Here is a 16,412-nt window from a genome sequence, read left to right as displayed (position 1 = left end):
AAACGAACCATGGTGGATCACGCTTCGCTAATCCACCCTACGTATGCAGATCGCGTCATTGCGAGCGTCCGTCAAACAAAAACCCCGCGGCTCACGCCGCGGGGTTTGTCCTGCATCGTCTGTGACGCTCAGTGCGCCAGGATCGCCAGCAGCAGCAAGGCCACGATGTTGGTGATCTTGATCATCGGGTTCACCGCGGGGCCCGCGGTGTCCTTGTAGGGATCGCCGACGGTGTCGCCTGTCACCGCGGATTTGTGGGCATCGGAGCCCTTGCCGCCGAAGTGGCCGTCCTCGATGTACTTCTTGGCATTGTCCCAGGCGCCGCCGCCCGAGGTCATCGAGATCGCGACGAACAGGCCCGTCACGATCACGCCGAGCAGCATGGCGCCGACGGCCGAGAACGCCGCCGACTTGCCGGCGACGCCGCCGCCCGCGATCGCGTAGATCACGAAGTAGACAACGATCGGCGACAGCACCGGAAGCAGCGAGGGGATGATCATCTCCTTGATCGCCGCGCGCGTCAGCAGGTCGACCGCCTTGCCGTAGTCAGGCTTGTCGGTGCCCTGCATGATGCCCGGCTTCTCGCGGAACTGGCGCCGCACCTCCTCGACGATCGCGCCGGCTGCACGGCCGACCGCGGTCATGCCCATCGCGCCGAACAGATACGGCAGCAAGCCGCCAAACAGGAGGCCCACCACCACATAAGGGTTGTTCAGCGAGAAGTCCGGATTGACGCCGGCGAAATAAGCGTGGTTCGCGCTGTCCCCAACGAAGAACTTGAGGTCCTGGTTGTAGGCCGCGAACAGCACCAGGGCGCCGAGACCGGCGGAGCCGATCGCGTAGCCCTTGGTCACCGCCTTGGTGGTGTTGCCGACCGCGTCGAGCGCGTCGGTCGATTTGCGCACCTCCTTGGGCAGGCCCGCCATCTCGGCGATGCCACCGGCGTTGTCAGTCACCGGTCCGAAGGCGTCGAGCGCGACGACCATGCCGGCCAGCGCCAGCATGGTGGCGGTCGCGATCGCGATGCCGAACAGGCCGGCCAGGCTGTAGGTGACCAGGATACCGGCGATGATGACGATCGCAGGCAGGGCGGTCGCCTCCATCGAAACGGCGAGGCCCTGGATCACGTTGGTGCCGTGACCGGTAACCGAGGCCTGGGCGATCGACTTCACCGGGCGATAGTCCGTGCCGGTGTAGTACTCGGTGATCCAGATGATCAGCGCGGTGACGACGAGGCCGACCACGCCGCACTCGAACAGCGCCATGCCGGTATAATCGACGCCCTCGAGCTTGCCGAAGCCGATCAGATAATAGATCACCACGGCAATGCCGATCAGCGACAGCACGCCGGTTGCGATCAGGCCCTTGTAGAGCGCGCCCATGATCGACTGGCTCGGCCCGAGCTTGACGAAGAACGTGCCGATGATCGAGGTGATGATGCAGATGCCGCCAATGGCGAGCGGCAGCGTCATCATGTTGGCGAGGATTGGCGTCTTGGCGAAGAAGATCGCCGCCAGCACCATGGTGGCGACCGCGGTCACCGCATAGGTCTCGAACAGGTCGGCCGCCATGCCGGCGCAGTCGCCGACATTGTCACCGACGTTGTCGGCGATGGTGGCGGGGTTGCGCGGATCATCCTCGGGAATGCCCGCCTCGACCTTGCCGACGAGATCGCCGCCGACATCCGCACCCTTGGTGAAGATGCCGCCGCCGAGACGGGCGAAGATCGAGATCAGCGAGGCGCCGAAGCCGAGCGCCACCATGGCGTCGACCACGGTGCGGCTATCGGGCGCGAGGTTCAGCGAGTGAACCAGGAACGCGAAGTAGAGCGTCACCCCTAACAGCGCGAGACCCGCTACCAGCATGCCGGTGATCGCACCCGCCTTGAACGCGAGCTCGAGGCCACCGGCGAGCGACGTCGTCGCGGCCTGGGCGGTGCGCACATTGGCGCGGACCGACACGTTCATGCCGATGAAGCCGGCGGCTCCCGACAGGATGGCGCCGATGGCGAAACCGATCGCGACATAAAGGCCGAGGAAATAGGCAAGCAGCACGAAGATGACGATGCCGACGATGCCGATCGTGGTGTACTGGCGCCGGAGATAAGCCTGTGCGCCTTCACGCACAGCTCCCGCGATCTCCTGCATGCGCGGCGACCCCGCATCCGCACTCAACACCGAAGACGTCGCCCAAATCGCGTAGGCGACGGAAAGCACTCCGCAGAGCACTATCAACCATAATGCTGTCATGTGATTTTTGCCTCAGATCCTTGATCTACGTACCCCCGGCGCCTTTTGTTGTCCGTCGTGCGGTGCGGCGCCTTGATTTTGAACAAAGCCGCCCGCAGGCGGCTTTAGTCGGCCACAAGCTTGCCAAAATCAAATTGAGGGTGCAACGCCAGATAGGTGCGAAAAAGCCGATCTCGGCAGGTATTTAGACCTAATCCCGAGCGCCTGCGGTTCCTCAGGCCGCCGATCTCACGGGATGACGGGAGGCTGATGCTAATTCCAAGGTCTGGCCGCCGGTCGTTGCGCGCCTGGCGTAGATCTTGACCTCGTAGGCGGCACCACCGGGGCCCGGCTCCAGCGCCACCGAAACGACCCGGTCGAGCGTGAGGATACCGAGCGGCACGTCCTGATCAGGCAGGATCAACGTCGCCTGCTCGCCAACGAACACGATCACGAGATGGCCTTTGGCCATGTTGCTCTTCGCCAGCACGCGCAACTGGCTGTGATAAGGCTGCCGCGTCCAGGCCGATGGCAGGTCGGGATCGACCACGACCTGGATGTTGTTGGTCGTTGGATGCACCGTCAACACCATTTTCGCCTGATCGGGCTTCCAGTGCATGGGCAGCGCCGGCATGGTTTTCCAGAGACAATCGAACACCGCGCACTCGCCTGGCCTGCTGTCGTGGATCGCGCAGCCCAAGGTGGGCTCGCAATGTGAGCACCACGCGCCGGCGGGCTTGCCGAACGCGACCACGTTGTAGACCTTGCAACAGAGCGTACAGCTTCCGCACGCGCGCTCCTGGGCAATCGAAGCCTCGCCCGCCGCCGAACCGACCGTCGTCATCCGAACACCCACCAGCTGCCCACCTGCCGGCGCTGATAAATCCGCAGGCTTTCGCGGGGATTGCGAAAGGCTGGCCTTAAGCCGCCGACCTCACGGGATAGCGGGACGTGGATCCGACCTCGATCGTTTGGCCGTCCGGCATGGTCCGCGTCGTCGAGACCTTGATCTCATAGACGCCGCCGTTCGGACCGGGCTCCAGGCGAACCGCTATGGTCTGCTCGGGCGTCAGAGGGCCGAGTGGCACGTCCTGGTCCGGCAGCACCAGCGTCGCCTGGTCATTAACGAAGACCACGACGTAAATGCCCTTCGGCATGTTCTTCTTGGCCCACTGCCGCAGGTGATCGTGATAGGGCTGTCGGCTCCACGCCGACGGCAAGCCGGGATCGACCTGGATCTGGATGTTCCGGGTGATCGGCTGAATGGAGGCCACCATCTTCGCCTGGTCGGGCTTCCACTGCGCCGGCATCGCCGCGTCGGTGCGCCAGAGGCAGTTAAACTCGGCGCACTGGGTCGGCAGATTGTCGTGGATCTTGCAGCCGCGGCCGGGCTTGCATTGCCCGCACCATTTGCCCGCGGCCTTCCCAATCTCGGCAATGTCGTAGACCTTGCAGCACAGCGAGCAGCTTCCGCATTCCCTGCCGGGAACAATCTGCAGCGTGCCGGCCGTTGAAGCTGCTGTCATCCGAATCAAGCCCGTCCGTTGCGATTGCCGATATTACCCTGACGTCGCCGGAAATCGGAGAGCCAGCCCGCGCATCCCGGCGAACCACGGGTCTGTCAGGGCCTAGAAATGGCTATAGGACAATCGCCACAGCGTAACCTCGCGGCCCTGCGCGTCGATCCATTGCGGCGCCCCCTGGCCGGAAATAATGGTGCCGATCACCGCGACCTCGACCCCGGCCAGCGCGGCCTGTCGCGAGAAGGCAGCGCTGCGTCCTTCCGGAACCGTGCACAGGATCTCATAGTCGTCACCACCCGACACAAGCTTCTCGAGCCCGACGACGGGGACTGCGATGGCGGCGGCCGGTGACGCGGGAACATGGTGCGCGTTGATCACCGCACTGACACCCGAGGCAGCGCAGAGCTTGGCGAGATCGCCTGCCAGGCCATCCGACACGTCCATGCCGGCGCTTGCATGGTCGCGCACGATGCTCGCCAGCGCATTGCGCGGCCGTGGAACGCGATAGCGATCGATCAGGTAGCCCCGAGCAGCGGGGTCGGTCACCGCGGCAGCGGCCGCACCGCCCGTCAGCACATCGAGGCCCAGCGCGGCATCGCCGATCGTGCCCGTCACAAAGACGAGGTCGCCCGGCCTTGCGCCGGTGCGGCCAACCATCCGCCCTTTCGGCACGCGCCCGAAGGCCGTGATCGAGATCATCTGCGGTCCCGGCGTCGACACCGTATCGCCGCCGAGCAGCGGGCACGCAAAGGTCTTGGCGTCCTCGCCGAGTGCATCGGCGAACGGTCTCAGCCAGGCATCCTCCTTGCTGCGCAGCGCCAAGGTCAGCACGAATCCGGCAGGTGAAGCGCCCTTGGCGGCAAGATCAGACAGGTTCACCCGCAGCGCCTTGCGCGCGACGGTATCGGGGGGATCGGTGGCAAGATAATGCACGCCCTCGACCACCGCGTCGGTGGTGACGACGATGTCTTCGCCGGACGAGGACAGGATCGCGGCATCATCGACCAGGGCAAGTGCACCGGGATCGGTCGCCAACGGCTTGAAATAGCGCGCGATGAGGGAGTCTTCGGCCGAGGTTTCCGGTGCGTTCGTCATCGGCGCTAACCCCAAACTCCACGGTCATCGCCCGGCTTGACCGGGCGATCCAGTACGCCGAGACACCCGATGTCAATAACCGCTGCCGCGGCGTACTAGATCACCCGCCTTCGCGGGTGATGACAGCGGAATGTGCACCTACACCCGCCCGAACTCGTCGCCGCGAAACTGGCGGCCGATCTGGTCGAGCACGGCATTGACCATGCCGGTCTCCTCGCGGTCGACGAAGGCATTGGCGACATCGACATATTCGGACACGACGACGCGGCCGGGCACGTCCTTGCGATGCTGCAGCTCATAGGCCCCTGCCCGCAGCACCGCGCGCAGGATCGCCTCGATCCGCTTCAAGGGCCAGCCCTTCGATAGCGCCTCGTCGATCAGCGGATCGAGCTTCTTCTGGTCGCGCACGACGCCGGAGACGACGTCGCGGAAGAATGCCGCTTCCGCCGGCAAATAGGTGTCACCCTCGACCTCGTTGCCGAGCCAGTGGCTTTCGAACTCGGCAAAGATGTCATTGATGCCGGCACCGGCGATGTCCATCTGGTACAGCGCCTGAACGGCTGCGAGCCGCGCCGCACCGCGCCGGTTGGCTTTCTTCTCCGCGGGCGCGGCCGGTTTCCTGATCTCAGCCATGGCTCAGGCCCGCGCCAGGCGGCGCTTGATGCGCAGCATTGCAAGCGCCGCGCGCGCGGCATCGCCGCCCTTGTTGAGCTCGCTGGCACGCGCCCGTGCCCAAGCCTGGTCCTCAGTGTTGACGGTGAGAATGCCATTGCCGAGCGGCAGTTTTCGCGCAACCGCAAGGTCCATCAGCGCGCGCGAGGATTCCTGCGAGACGATCTCGAAATGAATGGTGTCGCCGCGGATCACGCAGCCGAGCGCAATCACGGCGTCGTAGGGCTTGCCGTTTGCCGCAGCCGCATCGACTGCGATGGCAACCGCGGCCGGGATCTCCAGTGCGCCAGGAACCGTGATGACGTCATGGATCAGGCCGGCCGCCTTGAGTTCGATGACCGCGCCGTCCAGAAGCGCGTCCTGGAGATCATCATAGAACCGCGCCTCGACGATCAGCGCCCGTGCGCCGGAAATGTCGGTCTGGTCCTTCAGGGGTGCGCGCCGCGCGTCTGCCATCGTCTAAATCCGTTCTACTGGGTCGGCGCGTTATGTAGTCGCCGCAGGCGTGTAAGCCAAGTTTTAAAGCGCAAATCCGGCTTCGCCGGTCACTTCATTTCCGCCAGCCGCGCCGCGTAGCGGGCCATCAAATCGACCTCGATATTCACTTCAGCGCCTGCCTTCCAGCCGCCGATCGTGGTCACCGTCAACGTATGCGGGATGATCAGCACCGAAAAGCTGGTGTCCGTCACCGTGTTAACCGTGAGCGAGACGCCATCGAGCGTGATCGAACCTTTGGTTGCGATGAAACGCGCCAGCTCGCGCGTCGTCGAGAGCTCGAACCGCGCCATGTCAGGCAGGTCCTCGCGGCTGACGATGGTGGCGATGCCGTCGGCATGGCCGGCGACGATGTGGCCGCCGAGCTCGTCACCGATCTTGAGCGCACGCTCGAGATTGAGCCTGGTGCCCAGCCTCCAGTGCTTTGCCGTCGTCAGCGCCAGCGTCTCGGCGGCGGCATCGACATCGTACCAGGTCTTTTGATTAGAATCCTTGCCATCGGCGACGCCGGAGGCGACCACAGTGAGGCAGACGCCGTTGCTCGCGATCGAGGCGCCGTCGGCGATGGTGGCCTGGTCGTAGCTGCAGGCGATGCGCAACCGGTGCAATTGCCCCTGCGCCACAGGCGTGAAGCTGACGATCTCGCCGATGTCGGTGACAATGCCGGTGAACATGTTAGGCGCGCTCGTAGACAGTGAGAGTATCGGGGCCGAATGTCTCGCTAGCATGAACCTTGTAGGCCTGCGACTGCGTGATTTTCGACAGGGGCAATGCATCGAGCGCATCGACCCCTTCGGCGCCCACCTCTTCCGCTCCGCGGAACAGCCAGATTTGGTCGACCAGGTCGGCGGACACGAAGGAGGCCGCAACGCGGCTGCCGCCCTCGACCATCAGCCGCGTGATGCCCCTCTCGGCGAGCGCATGCAGCACGGCCGGAAGGTCGAGCCCGGATGCACCATTCGGTGGCATGCGCAGGATTTGCGCACCGGCCGCGCCCAGACGTGTCGCGGCTGCCGCTTCTGCGAGCTCCGATCCGATCACCCAGAGCGGCGTCTCGCGCGCAGAACGAACAAGCTTGCTGGACGCGGGAATCCGCAAACTCTGGTCGAGGACAACGCGCAACGGAGAACGCGCTTCCATGCCCGGCAGGCGGCAATTGAGCTGCGGATCATCCGCCAGCACCGTGCCGATGCCGACCAGGATCGCATCGCACTGCGCGCGCAACAGATGCACGCGATTGCGGACGGCTTCGCCCGTGATCGCGAGCGGCTTGCCACCGGCTGCGCCAATCTTGCCGTCGGGCGAGACCGCGAGCTTCAGGATCACATGTGGACGCTTGTCCCTGATGCGGCGGAAATGGCCGGCATGGTCGAACGCGGCCTCCGCTGCGCACAGGCCGATATCCACGGTGATGCCAGCGGCGCGCAGGCGCGCGTGGCCCTGCCCCTCCACTTCAGGATTGGGATCCTCGATCGCCGCCACCACGCGCTTGACGCCGGCCGCGATCACCGCATCGGCACACGGCGGCGATTTGCCGAAATGCGAGCAGGGCTCGAGCGTGACGTAAAGCGTGGCGCCACGCGCCGCCTCGCCCGCACGCCGCAGCGCCTCTGGCTCCGCATGCGGCCGTCCACCAGGCTGTGTCCAGCCGCGACCGACGATGACGCCGTCCTTGACGATAACGGCACCGACGGCGGGATTGGGCCAGACGCGGCCCTGCCCGCGCCGGCCGAGCGCCAGCGCCAGCTGCATGAAGCGGCGATCGGCGTCCCTGGACTCGCGGGCCTTCTGCGCGAATTGATCCTCCAGGATGCGGAAGATCATTTGCGGATCGCGGCGAGCCGCGCTTCCTCCTCACCGGAGAGCTCGCCGAGCACGTCGGCGAAATCCTTCGCCTCGCGGAAATTACGATAGACGGAGGCGAAGCGCACATAGGCGACGTCGTCGAGCGTGCGCAGATGCTCCATCACGGTCTCGCCGATCACCTCCGACGAGATCTCGGCCTCACCCCCGGTCTCGAGCTCGCGCACGATGGTGGAGACCATCTTCTCGACCCTTTCGGGCTCGACCGGCCGCTTGCGCAAGGAGATCGAGACCGAACGCATCAGCTTGTCGCGATCGAACGGCACGCGGCGGCCGTTGCGCTTGATCACCGTGAGCTCGCGCAGCTGCACGCGCTCGAAGGTGGTGAAGCGGAAATTGCAGGCGACGCATACGCGCCGCCTGCGGATGACGGAAGAATCCTCGGTCGGACGCGAGTCCTTTACCTGCGTATCGAGACTGTTGCAGTTCGGGCAGCGCATCCGTTGATCCCAGCCTTACTGATAGATCGGGAACCGGTCGGTGAGCGCCTTGACCCGTTCCTTGATCGCGGCCTCGACCAGCGGCGCCTTGCCGTCGTCGGACTGCGCGATCGCGTTGAGGACCTCGGCGATCATGCCGCCGACCTGCTGGAATTCGGCGACGCCGAAGCCGCGGGTCGTGGCCGCCGGGGTGCCGAGACGAATACCGGAGGTGACGAACGGCGATTGAGGGTCGAACGGAATGCCGTTCTTGTTGCAGGTGATCGCGGCGCGGACCAGCGCCTTCTCCGAGACGTTGCCCTTCAGGCCCTTCGGCCTGAGGTCAACCAGCATCAGATGGTTATCGGTGCCGCCGGAAACAATGTCGAAGCCGTGGCTCTTCATCGCCTCGGCCAGCGCCTTGGCGTTCTCGACGACGTTCTTCGCATAGACCTTGAAGTCCGGACGCAGCGCCTCGCCGAAGGCCACCGCCTTCGCCGCGATCACATGCATCAACGGGCCGCCCTGCAGGCCTGGGAAAATCGCCGAGTTGAATTTCTTGGTCAGCGCCTCATCGTTCCACAGCATGAGGCCACCGCGCGGGCCGCGCAGCGATTTGTGCGTCGTGGTCGTGGTGACATGGGCATAAGGCACCGGCGAGGCATGCACGCCGCCGGCGACGAGGCCCGCGAAATGCGCCATGTCGACCAGCAGGTATGCACCGACGCTGTCCGCGATCTCGCGGAAGCGCTTGAAGTCCCAGGCACGCGAATAGGCCGAGCCGCCGGCCACGATCAGCTTCGGCTTGACCTCTTCGGCCTGCCTCGCGACCGCGTCCATGTCGATGATCTGGTCCTCGCGACGCACGGTGTAGTGCGAGGCCTTGAACCACTTGCCGCTCATGTTGACGGGCGAGCCGTGGGTGAGATGGCCGCCGGCCGCCAGATCAAGGCCCATGAAGGTGTCGCCGGGCTGCAGCAGCGCCAGGAACACGGCCTGATTCATCTGGCTGCCCGAGTTCGGCTGCACGTTGGCAAAGCCAGCGCCGAACAGTTTCTTGGCGCGATCGATCGCGAGGTTCTCGGCGACGTCGACCCACTCACAACCGCCGTAATAGCGCGCGCCCGGATAACCCTCTGCGTACTTGTTCGTCATGACCGAGCCCTGCGCTTCCAGCACAGCCCGGCTGACGATGTTCTCGGAGGCGATCAGCTCGACTTCATGGCGCTGCCGGCCGAGCTCGCCCTTGATGGCGGCGGCGATTTCCGGGTCGGCCTGCTCCAGCGAGGCGGTGAAAAACGAATCGGGCGCATTGGCGGTCTTGGCGAAGGTCATCTTGCGAATATCTCCACCGCCGCAGCCTTTTGGCGGGCTACGGGCGGGTCTGGTGTGGCGATCGGAAGCGGCGAGCGCGATCTACCACATCGCCCGCAACAGGCCAAGCATTTGCGGGTCGGACGCGGGATTTATGCCAGATATGGTGGAGATGACCCGGTTGGAGGCCCCGCAAGCTTACGGACGTCCGTGGCATTGAGAGGCGGAGCAGCCCTAATTCCAGCCCATGGCACCTGGTGGCCCCTCAAAGGTCAGACTGGCCAGGCTCGGCCTGCAGTCCGTCTACAGCCCGGTATACCCCGCCTTCACCGGGTCGACGCTGCCGTCGAGCTGACGCAGATAGGTCAGGCCGCAGACCGTCAACCTGTGGGTGTCCTTCTCGCCGGCTTCCATCAGGGTGTTGAGATAGTTTGTCACCTTTTCCCGCGCCTCTGCGCTCGCCGCGGACGTGCGGTTGGCGAGCAGGTCATAGGTCTGCATGATGCGGTCGATGGCGGCTTCCATGGCACCCTCTGGTTTTCTCTGCGATTTTCGGAGTCGTGATCAGGCGGCTCGGGCAGCGGATAGCGCCTCGAACCTGACAATGGCCTTGTTGGCGAGCCTGATCTTGTTGAATTCGCCGTGCTGAAGCAGCTTGATGATGACCTCGAGCAGGCGTTCATTGGTGACAAGCGTGTCGGGGATCGCGCCGGAGCGGCGGAGGTAGTTCGCGGCGATGGCGTAGGCATCGCTCACGAGCTCGACGTTCATTGCCTGTATCCCGCGCTCGACCAGCATCGCATCCTCCGATCCGCAGAGACAACTGCGACGCGAGATTCTGGTTCCACCCTACTGGCCATTTTTTCGCAAGCGCGAAAAGGCGTCAAAACGCGCCGGTCCGGGACAAGCCGGGCCGACGCGCTTGGGGAAGTCAGGCACGTTGGGAGACCTGCCGGTCTTGTTGGGGGCCGGCTTGGCCTTGATCCCTTCTAGAACTCAGAGGCGATACAGGATCTGGTCGGTCCAGAACCGCTCGAGGCGGTGCAGCGACTTGTTGAGGGTCGAGAACTCCTCGCCGGAGATGCCACCGACCTGCTCCACCGTCTTGACGTGCTTCTGGTAGAGGCTGTCGACGATGCGGCGGACTTCCTGGCCCTGCGGCGTCAGGCGGATTCGCACCGAGCGGCGATCAACGCGCGAGCGCTGATGATCGAGGAAGCCGAGCTCGACGAGCTTCTTCAGATTGTAGGAGACGTTGGAGCCGAGATAGTAACCGCGCGTGCGCAGTTCGCCCGCGGTCAGCTCCTTGTCGCCGATGTTATAGAGCAGGAGCGCCTGCACGGAATTGATGTCGGCGCGGCCACGACGATCGAACTCGTCCTTGATCACGTCGAGGAGCCGGCGATGCAGCCGCTCCACCAGAGTCAGAGCTTCCAGATAGAGCGACTGAACCGAACCCTGCGGGCCGGAAACGCGCTCTGCGGTATCTGCCGCAGTTGCGACGGCTTTCATCATGACACTTCCCCTGTTGTCGTTTTTATCGACACTTATTCGACGCAACTTGTGTTCCGTCTGATAGGTCCAACTTAAGGGGGCCGTTTGAAGATCGGCTTAAATAAGAGAATAAAGAGATCATGAATTTAAGACAGTGAATTGCGGATTAAGCCTGTGCCACAAGCACTTTTCGCAACCGTCTGTTGACCGTGGCAAGGTCCTGTTCACCCTCCGTCCGCCCCTTCTGTCGCATTCCAGAACAGCCCCGCCCCGTTTCGAAACGCACGCGTAAGAGCTGTGGCGGATATCGCTAGGTCAACGAAAACTTACCTCGAATTTGAAGCAACCAGCGGTCAACCAAGTCACCACGACTCCGCACCCTCTGCTCTCGTGTCCCGGACAAGCGCAGCGAAGATCCGGGATCCAGAAAGCCAAAACCGAGATCGTGGAGAGATGGGCCCCGGCTCAGCAGCGCATCACTGCGTGCCGCGCAGCGTCCCGGGCACGAGAGTTTGCAGCCCTACGGCGGCCGTTCGCGCGCGGCCATCCAGGCGAGCGCGAGATAGGCGGCGAGCATGAAGGCCTCGACGCCGACGACGATCAGGCTGCCGCCGTAGATCCCCGGGAACATCAGCTCGATCACCGCCATCGAGACCACGGTCGTGAGCCACACCACCGCGCCCCAGGGCGTGGCGAGCCAGAGGCCGACCGCGGCGACGAGTTCGATCACGGCGAAGTAGATGGTCGAGGCCTGCCAGGCCATCGATTGGTTCTCGAACGCCTCGTCCTCGCCGCCGACGAAGCCCGTCACCTGCGCCCAGTGATAGAGGCCCTTGAGGATCGATAGCAGCGCCATCACCCGCAGGAACAGCACGAGCCGCCGCGTCCAGACATTGTCGTCGGACTCAGGTCTCTCCGACGAGATCGCGGCGACCGACATCGCGCTGTCTCGGGCGCTGTCTCTGACGGCGTCCCTGGCATTGTCGCGGGCCGCATCGCGGGTGGAGAGTTCCGGCATAGCCCCCTTCTGGCTGGTTCGCCCCACAAAATCAATCGGCAGCGCAAGCCGGTTCAATTCTGCCTTGCGGGAGGTCAAGCCGCGGTGACGGGAAACATGCGAGCTGGTATAAGAATAATTCCAGCCGGGAGAACAGTAATGGCGATCAAATACGGACGTCCGATCGAACTGCGCGAGGTCGCGCGCGGGACGGGTGCGACGGTGCCCCATGCCCTCGATCTGACCGTCCGCCCCCGCCGCAACCGCAAGGCCGAATGGGCCCGGCGCATGGTGCGCGAGAATGTGCTCACCACCGACGATCTGATCTGGCCGCTGTTCCTGATTGACGGCAACAACAAGCGCGAGGCCATCGCCTCGATGCCCGGCGTCGATCGTCTCAGCGTCGATCAGGCCGTGCGCGAAGCCGAGCGCGCCATGAAGCTCACCATTCCCTGCATCGCGCTGTTTCCCTATACCGACCCGTCCCTGCGCGACGAGCAAGGCTCCGAAGCGACCAATCCGAACAATCTGGTCTGCCAGGCGGTGCGCGCGATCAAGAAGGAGTTTCCGGAGATCGGCATCCTCTGCGACGTCGCGCTCGATCCCTTCACCAGCCATGGCCATGACGGCCTGATCTCCGACGGCAAGATTTTGAACGACGAGACGGTCGCGGTGCTGGTGCGCCAGGCGCTGGTGCAGGCCGAAGCCGGCTGCGACATCATCGCGCCGTCGGACATGATGGACGGCCGTGTTGCGGCGATCCGCGAGGCGCTGGATCACACCGGCCTGCTCGACGTGCAGATCATGGCCTATGCCGCGAAATACGCCTCCGCCTTCTACGGCCCGTTCCGCGATGCCATCGGCTCCGCCAAGACGCTGACCGGCGACAAGCGCACCTACCAGATGGACAGCGCCAACACCGACGAAGCACTGCGCGAGGTCGATCTCGACATTGCCGAAGGCGCCGACATGGTGATGGTGAAGCCCGGTATGCCCTATCTCGACGTGGTCCGCCGCGTGAAGGACACGTTCGCGATGCCGACCTTCGCCTATCAGGTCTCGGGCGAATACGCGATGATTGCCGCCGCCGCGAACAATGGCTGGCTCGATGGCGACCGCGCCATGATGGAGAGCCTGCTCGCCTTCAAGCGCGCCGGCGCCGATGGCGTGCTCAGCTATTTCGCGCCGAAGGCGGCAGAGAAGCTGCGCGCGCACGCCTAGGTGTCGTAGGGTGGATTAGTTAGCCGAAGGCGTAATCCACCACTTCCGCCTCCGTGGATACGAACAGTGGTGGAATACGCTACGCTAATCCACCCTACGGCACCTGAGTGCCGGCTCTCACGTCATAATCGCCCGCCCCCGAATCGCCGGAATATTTCGGCTTGTTAATCGCGCTGCGCCCTTGGCAGGGGAAGGGCCTGTTCCCATGTCCTGCCTCGGAAGTTTCCCTTGGGAGGACGGACATGTCGTATTCGGACTCGGGCAATTCGCGCCCCTGGCGCAATGACGGCGGCGCGCAGCCGCACGCCTACGATCCTTACCTGCATCCGGAGCTGTTCCGCGGCGTTGCGACGCGGCGGGCATTTGCGTTCCTGATCGACATGGTCGTGATCTCCGTTCCCGTCATCCTCGGCTACATCTTCATCGCCGTGTTCGGCGTGGTGACGCTGGGCATCGGCTGGGCACTGTTCTGGCTGGCCTGGCCGGCCTCCGTGATCTGGGCAATCGTCTATTACGGCGCCTGCATCGGTGGTCCCTCGTCGGCGACCGTCGGGATGCGGATCATGGACCTGGAGTTGCGCACCTGGTACGGCGCGCCCGGCTATTTTGTCCTCGGCGCCACCCATGCCGTGCTGTTCTGGGTCTCGGTCTCGTTCCTCTCGCCCTTCGTGGTTCTCGTCGGCCTCTTCAACGGCCGCCGGCGCTTGCTGCACGATTTCGTGCTGGGGACGGTCGTGATCAACAATTCCGTTCGCGCACCCGCGCCCCAGACCGCGAGGACCTGGTGAGGCCACGGCGATCAAGGACCCACTAACCCGGATCCGCTAGACTGGCTGATCTGACCAGCCGAGCGGACCGATTGACCGGGAGCTTTCGTAGCGCGATGCTGATACTCAGTTCGGAGGCCCACGACGTCCCTTGACCCAGCACTCGCGCGACACCCCACAATTTTACCTCACGGCGCCGTCCCCCTGCCCGTATCTGCCGGGCCGGCATGAGCGCAAGGTGTTTACGCACCTCGTGGGGGAACGCGCCGGCGACCTCAACGATCTCCTGACCCATGGCGGGTTCCGCCGCAGCCAGTCGATCGCCTACCGGCCGGCCTGCGACCAGTGCCGGGCCTGCGTTTCGGTCCGCGTCGTCGCCAACGAGTTCCGCCCGTCCCGCAACTTCCGCAAGGTGATGGCGCGCAATGCCGACATCATCGGCGAGCAGCGCAGCGCGGTGCCGACGTCAGAGCAATATTCGGTGTTCCGCGCCTATCTCGACGCCCGCCACCGCCACGGCGGCATGGCCGACATGACCGTGCTCGACTACGCCATGATGGTCGAGGATAGCCATGTCGAGACCCGCATCATCGAATACCGCAGACGCGGCCCTGACAGCGGCGTCACTGGTCGCGGCGAGGAGCTGATCGCGGTCGCACTCACCGACGTGCTCAGCGACGGCCTGTCGATGGTCTACTCCTTCTTCGAGCCGAGCCAGGTCTCCCGCTCGATGGGCACCTTCATGATCCTCGACCACATCGCCCGCGCGCGCCGGCAAGGCCTGCCTTACGTCTATCTCGGCTACTGGATCGAGGGCTCCAAGAAGATGGACTACAAGGCCCGCTTCCTGCCGCAGCAGCGCCTCGCCCCGTCAGGCTGGCTGCGCATCGATGCGCAAGGCGATGGGGCGTCCGAGCCGCAGGATTAGCGCGCTTACCCGAACAGCGTATCCACCAGCAGCTTCACGTTCAAAATCACGATCACGCCCGCGACGATCCACGCGATCGCAGCAACATAGGGTGTGATCGCGAACTGCCCCATCTTGCGGCGGTCGGAGACGAAACGCACCAGCGGGATCACGGCGAAAGGAAGCTGCATCGACAGCACGACCTGGCTGAACACCAGCAAATCCGCAGTCCCCCTTTCGCCATAGATCGCGGTGACCACGATCACGGGAATGATGGCGATGCCTCGCGTGACGAGGCGGCGCGCCCAGCTCGGCAGGCGCAGGTCCAGAAAGCCTTCCATCACGATCTGGCCGGCGAGCGTCGCGGTGACGGTTGAATTGAGGCCCGAGGCGAGCAGCGCCACCGCGAACAATGTCGAGGCGATGCCGAGGCCGAGCAGCGGCGACAGCAACTCGAAGGCCTGGCCGATCTCGGCGACGTCGGAATGGCCGCTGGTGTGGAACGTCGCGGCCGCCACCACGAGGATCGCAGCGTTGACGAACAGCGCCAGCATCAGCGCGATGGTGGAATCCGTCGTCGCCCATTTGATCGCCTCGCGGCGCCCCTCGTCATTGCGCGCATAGGCGCGCGTCTGCACGATCGAGGAGTGCAGATAGAGATTATGCGGCATCACGGTCGCACCGATGATGCCGATCGCGATGTAGAGCATCTCGGAATTGGTGAAGATCTCGCTCTTCGGCGCAAAGCCGCGCAACACCTCGGCGACCGGCGGCGACGCGGCCACGATCTGGACCGCGAAGCAGACCGCGATCACTGCCAGCAGGGCCATCACGAAGGCTTCGAGGAAGCGGAAGCCCCGGTTCATCAGGACAAGCAGCAGGAACGCGTCGAGCGCGGCGATCAGCGCGCCGCCGACCAGGGGAATCCCGAACAAAAGTTTCAGCGCGATCGCGGTGCCGATCACCTCGGCGAGATCGCAGGCGATGATCGCGGCTTCGCAGGCGAGCCAGAGCAAAAGGTTCATCGCGGGCGAATAGGTGGCGCGGCAGGCCTGCGCCAGATCGCGGTCGGTGACGATGCCGAGCCGTGCCGCCAGCGACTGCAGCAGGATCGCCATCAGGTTCGAGAGCAGGATGACCGAGAGCAGCGTGTAGCCGAACCTCGACCCACCGGCGAGGTCGGTCGCCCAATTGCCGGGGTCCATGTAGCCGACCGAGACCATGTAGCCCGGGCCGACAAAGGCGAGCAGCCGCCGCCACCACGCCCCCGCCGCGGGGATCGCTACCGAGGCATTCACCTCGGCCAAGCTCTTGGTCGCCGGCGCATCTTTGCGCCAGGCCGTGTCGGAGATCAGATCAGGCGATCGGGCATCCATGTTGGCACAATACCGGAGTCAGCCCTTATTGCAACTCATTT

Annotated in this window: 18 protein-coding genes; 3 read left to right on the top strand and 15 right to left on the bottom strand. The window is 64.5% G+C overall.

Annotated elements, in window-relative coordinates; all coding sequences use genetic code 11:
- Positions 1-128 precede the first annotated feature (128 nt).
- The 14 genes from XH91_RS15875 to XH91_RS15810 all read right to left on the bottom strand — a co-directional run bounded on the left by XH91_RS15875 (position 129) and on the right by XH91_RS15810 (position 12,121).
- The gene (locus tag XH91_RS15875) at positions 129-2,249 is read right to left on the bottom strand and encodes a sodium-translocating pyrophosphatase (RefSeq protein WP_128951440.1); all 2,121 of its coding nucleotides are present in this window, start codon (positions 2,247-2,249) and stop codon (positions 129-131) included.
- 214 nt (positions 2,250-2,463) lie between these two features.
- The gene (locus XH91_RS15870) at positions 2,464-3,072 is read right to left on the bottom strand and encodes a hypothetical protein (protein ID WP_128951439.1); all 609 of its coding nucleotides are present in this window, start codon (positions 3,070-3,072) and stop codon (positions 2,464-2,466) included.
- Positions 3,073-3,148: 76 nt separating this feature from the next.
- On the bottom strand, positions 3,149-3,754 hold the full coding sequence (locus tag XH91_RS15865; RefSeq protein WP_128951438.1) for a hypothetical protein: 606 nt from the start codon (positions 3,752-3,754) through the stop codon (positions 3,149-3,151).
- A gap of 102 nt (positions 3,755-3,856) precedes the next feature.
- Positions 3,857-4,846 carry a thiamine-phosphate kinase gene (gene thiL, locus XH91_RS15860; protein WP_128951437.1) on the bottom strand — a complete coding sequence of 330 codons (990 nt, stop codon included), beginning with the start codon at positions 4,844-4,846 and terminating at the stop codon, positions 3,857-3,859.
- A gap of 138 nt (positions 4,847-4,984) precedes the next feature.
- On the bottom strand, positions 4,985-5,479 hold the full coding sequence (gene nusB / locus XH91_RS15855; protein ID WP_128951436.1) for a transcription antitermination factor NusB: 495 nt from the start codon (positions 5,477-5,479) through the stop codon (positions 4,985-4,987).
- 3 nt (positions 5,480-5,482) lie between these two features.
- Positions 5,483-5,974, bottom strand: coding sequence for a 6,7-dimethyl-8-ribityllumazine synthase (gene ribH / locus XH91_RS15850; RefSeq protein ID WP_128951435.1), 492 nt, complete (start codon positions 5,972-5,974; stop codon positions 5,483-5,485).
- Between the two features lie 89 nt (positions 5,975-6,063).
- Positions 6,064-6,687, bottom strand: coding sequence for a riboflavin synthase (locus XH91_RS15845; protein ID WP_128951434.1), 624 nt, complete (start codon positions 6,685-6,687; stop codon positions 6,064-6,066).
- Between the two features lies 1 nt (position 6,688).
- Complete coding sequence (ribD, locus tag XH91_RS15840; protein ID WP_128951433.1) at positions 6,689-7,837, bottom strand: bifunctional diaminohydroxyphosphoribosylaminopyrimidine deaminase/5-amino-6-(5-phosphoribosylamino)uracil reductase RibD; 1,149 nt, start codon at positions 7,835-7,837, stop codon at positions 6,689-6,691.
- Complete coding sequence (gene nrdR, locus XH91_RS15835; protein WP_128951432.1) at positions 7,834-8,316, bottom strand: transcriptional regulator NrdR; 483 nt, start codon at positions 8,314-8,316, stop codon at positions 7,834-7,836. Before nrdR ends, ribD begins: the two co-directional genes overlap by 4 nt.
- Before the next feature lie 15 nt (positions 8,317-8,331).
- Entirely contained in the window at positions 8,332-9,630 is a 1,299-nt protein-coding gene (gene glyA / locus XH91_RS15830; protein ID WP_128951431.1) for a serine hydroxymethyltransferase, read from the bottom strand.
- Between the two features lie 282 nt (positions 9,631-9,912).
- Positions 9,913-10,134, bottom strand: a complete 222-nt coding sequence (locus tag XH91_RS15825; RefSeq protein ID WP_128951430.1) for a hypothetical protein — start codon at positions 10,132-10,134, stop codon at positions 9,913-9,915.
- Between the two features lie 39 nt (positions 10,135-10,173).
- Positions 10,174-10,407 (bottom strand): hypothetical protein, encoded by a 234-nt coding sequence (locus XH91_RS15820; protein ID WP_128951429.1) that lies wholly within the window; start codon positions 10,405-10,407, stop codon positions 10,174-10,176.
- A gap of 198 nt (positions 10,408-10,605) precedes the next feature.
- Positions 10,606-11,124 carry a transcriptional regulator LdtR gene (gene ldtR, locus XH91_RS15815; RefSeq protein WP_027529973.1) on the bottom strand — a complete coding sequence of 173 codons (519 nt, stop codon included), beginning with the start codon at positions 11,122-11,124 and terminating at the stop codon, positions 10,606-10,608.
- 499 nt (positions 11,125-11,623) lie between these two features.
- Positions 11,624-12,121: a DUF6163 family protein gene (locus XH91_RS15810; protein WP_128951428.1), complete on the bottom strand. Its 498-nt coding sequence runs from the start codon at positions 12,119-12,121 to the stop codon at positions 11,624-11,626.
- Between the two features lie 138 nt (positions 12,122-12,259).
- Here XH91_RS15810 and hemB point away from each other — a divergent pair, with 138 nt between their 5' ends.
- The 3 genes from hemB (at position 12,260) to XH91_RS15795 (ending at position 15,016) form a co-directional block, all read left to right on the top strand.
- On the top strand, positions 12,260-13,321 hold the full coding sequence (gene hemB, locus XH91_RS15805) for a porphobilinogen synthase (RefSeq protein WP_128951427.1): 1,062 nt from the start codon (positions 12,260-12,262) through the stop codon (positions 13,319-13,321).
- A gap of 242 nt (positions 13,322-13,563) precedes the next feature.
- Positions 13,564-14,109 carry an RDD family protein gene (locus XH91_RS15800; RefSeq protein WP_128951426.1) on the top strand — a complete coding sequence of 182 codons (546 nt, stop codon included), beginning with the start codon at positions 13,564-13,566 and terminating at the stop codon, positions 14,107-14,109.
- Between the two features lie 130 nt (positions 14,110-14,239).
- Complete coding sequence (locus XH91_RS15795; RefSeq protein ID WP_128951425.1) at positions 14,240-15,016, top strand: arginyltransferase; 777 nt, start codon at positions 14,240-14,242, stop codon at positions 15,014-15,016.
- Positions 15,017-15,021: 5 nt separating this feature from the next.
- Here the strand turns inward: XH91_RS15795 and XH91_RS15790 are convergent, their stop codons facing one another.
- Positions 15,022-16,371 (bottom strand): Nramp family divalent metal transporter, encoded by a 1,350-nt coding sequence (locus XH91_RS15790; RefSeq protein ID WP_128951424.1) that lies wholly within the window; start codon positions 16,369-16,371, stop codon positions 15,022-15,024.
- Positions 16,372-16,412: the final 41 nt, after the last annotated feature.

Source organism: Bradyrhizobium guangzhouense (genome assembly GCF_004114955.1).
GTDB lineage: Bacteria > Pseudomonadota > Alphaproteobacteria > Rhizobiales > Xanthobacteraceae > Bradyrhizobium > Bradyrhizobium guangzhouense.
This window is presented reverse-complemented; position numbering and strand designations above follow the sequence as displayed.

What these genes read in the sequence shown, in the direction of transcription:
- ldtR (WP_027529973.1), bottom strand. Translation starts at nt 11,124, where the DNA reads ATGATGAAAGCCGTCGCAACTGCGGCAGATACCGCAGAGCGCGTTTCC.
- hemB (WP_128951427.1), top strand. Translation starts at nt 12,260, where the DNA reads ATGGCGATCAAATACGGACGTCCGATCGAACTGCGCGAGGTCGCGCGC.
- nrdR (WP_128951432.1), bottom strand. Translation starts at nt 8,316, where the DNA reads ATGCGCTGCCCGAACTGCAACAGTCTCGATACGCAGGTAAAGGACTCG.
- XH91_RS15875 (WP_128951440.1), bottom strand. Translation starts at nt 2,249, where the DNA reads ATGACAGCATTATGGTTGATAGTGCTCTGCGGAGTGCTTTCCGTCGCC.
- glyA (WP_128951431.1), bottom strand. Translation starts at nt 9,630, where the DNA reads ATGACCTTCGCCAAGACCGCCAATGCGCCCGATTCGTTTTTCACCGCC.
- XH91_RS15810 (WP_128951428.1), bottom strand. Translation starts at nt 12,121, where the DNA reads ATGCCGGAACTCTCCACCCGCGATGCGGCCCGCGACAATGCCAGGGAC.
- ribH (WP_128951435.1), bottom strand. Translation starts at nt 5,974, where the DNA reads ATGGCAGACGCGCGGCGCGCACCCCTGAAGGACCAGACCGACATTTCC.
- XH91_RS15800 (WP_128951426.1), top strand. Translation starts at nt 13,564, where the DNA reads ATGTCGTATTCGGACTCGGGCAATTCGCGCCCCTGGCGCAATGACGGC.
- nusB (WP_128951436.1), bottom strand. Translation starts at nt 5,479, where the DNA reads ATGGCTGAGATCAGGAAACCGGCCGCGCCCGCGGAGAAGAAAGCCAAC.
- XH91_RS15825 (WP_128951430.1), bottom strand. Translation starts at nt 10,134, where the DNA reads ATGGAAGCCGCCATCGACCGCATCATGCAGACCTATGACCTGCTCGCC.
- thiL (WP_128951437.1), bottom strand. Translation starts at nt 4,846, where the DNA reads ATGACGAACGCACCGGAAACCTCGGCCGAAGACTCCCTCATCGCGCGC.
- ribD (WP_128951433.1), bottom strand. Translation starts at nt 7,837, where the DNA reads ATGATCTTCCGCATCCTGGAGGATCAATTCGCGCAGAAGGCCCGCGAG.
- XH91_RS15820 (WP_128951429.1), bottom strand. Translation starts at nt 10,407, where the DNA reads ATGCTGGTCGAGCGCGGGATACAGGCAATGAACGTCGAGCTCGTGAGC.
- XH91_RS15870 (WP_128951439.1), bottom strand. Translation starts at nt 3,072, where the DNA reads ATGACGACGGTCGGTTCGGCGGCGGGCGAGGCTTCGATTGCCCAGGAG.
- XH91_RS15865 (WP_128951438.1), bottom strand. Translation starts at nt 3,754, where the DNA reads ATGACAGCAGCTTCAACGGCCGGCACGCTGCAGATTGTTCCCGGCAGG.
- XH91_RS15790 (WP_128951424.1), bottom strand. Translation starts at nt 16,371, where the DNA reads ATGGATGCCCGATCGCCTGATCTGATCTCCGACACGGCCTGGCGCAAA.
- XH91_RS15845 (WP_128951434.1), bottom strand. Translation starts at nt 6,687, where the DNA reads ATGTTCACCGGCATTGTCACCGACATCGGCGAGATCGTCAGCTTCACG.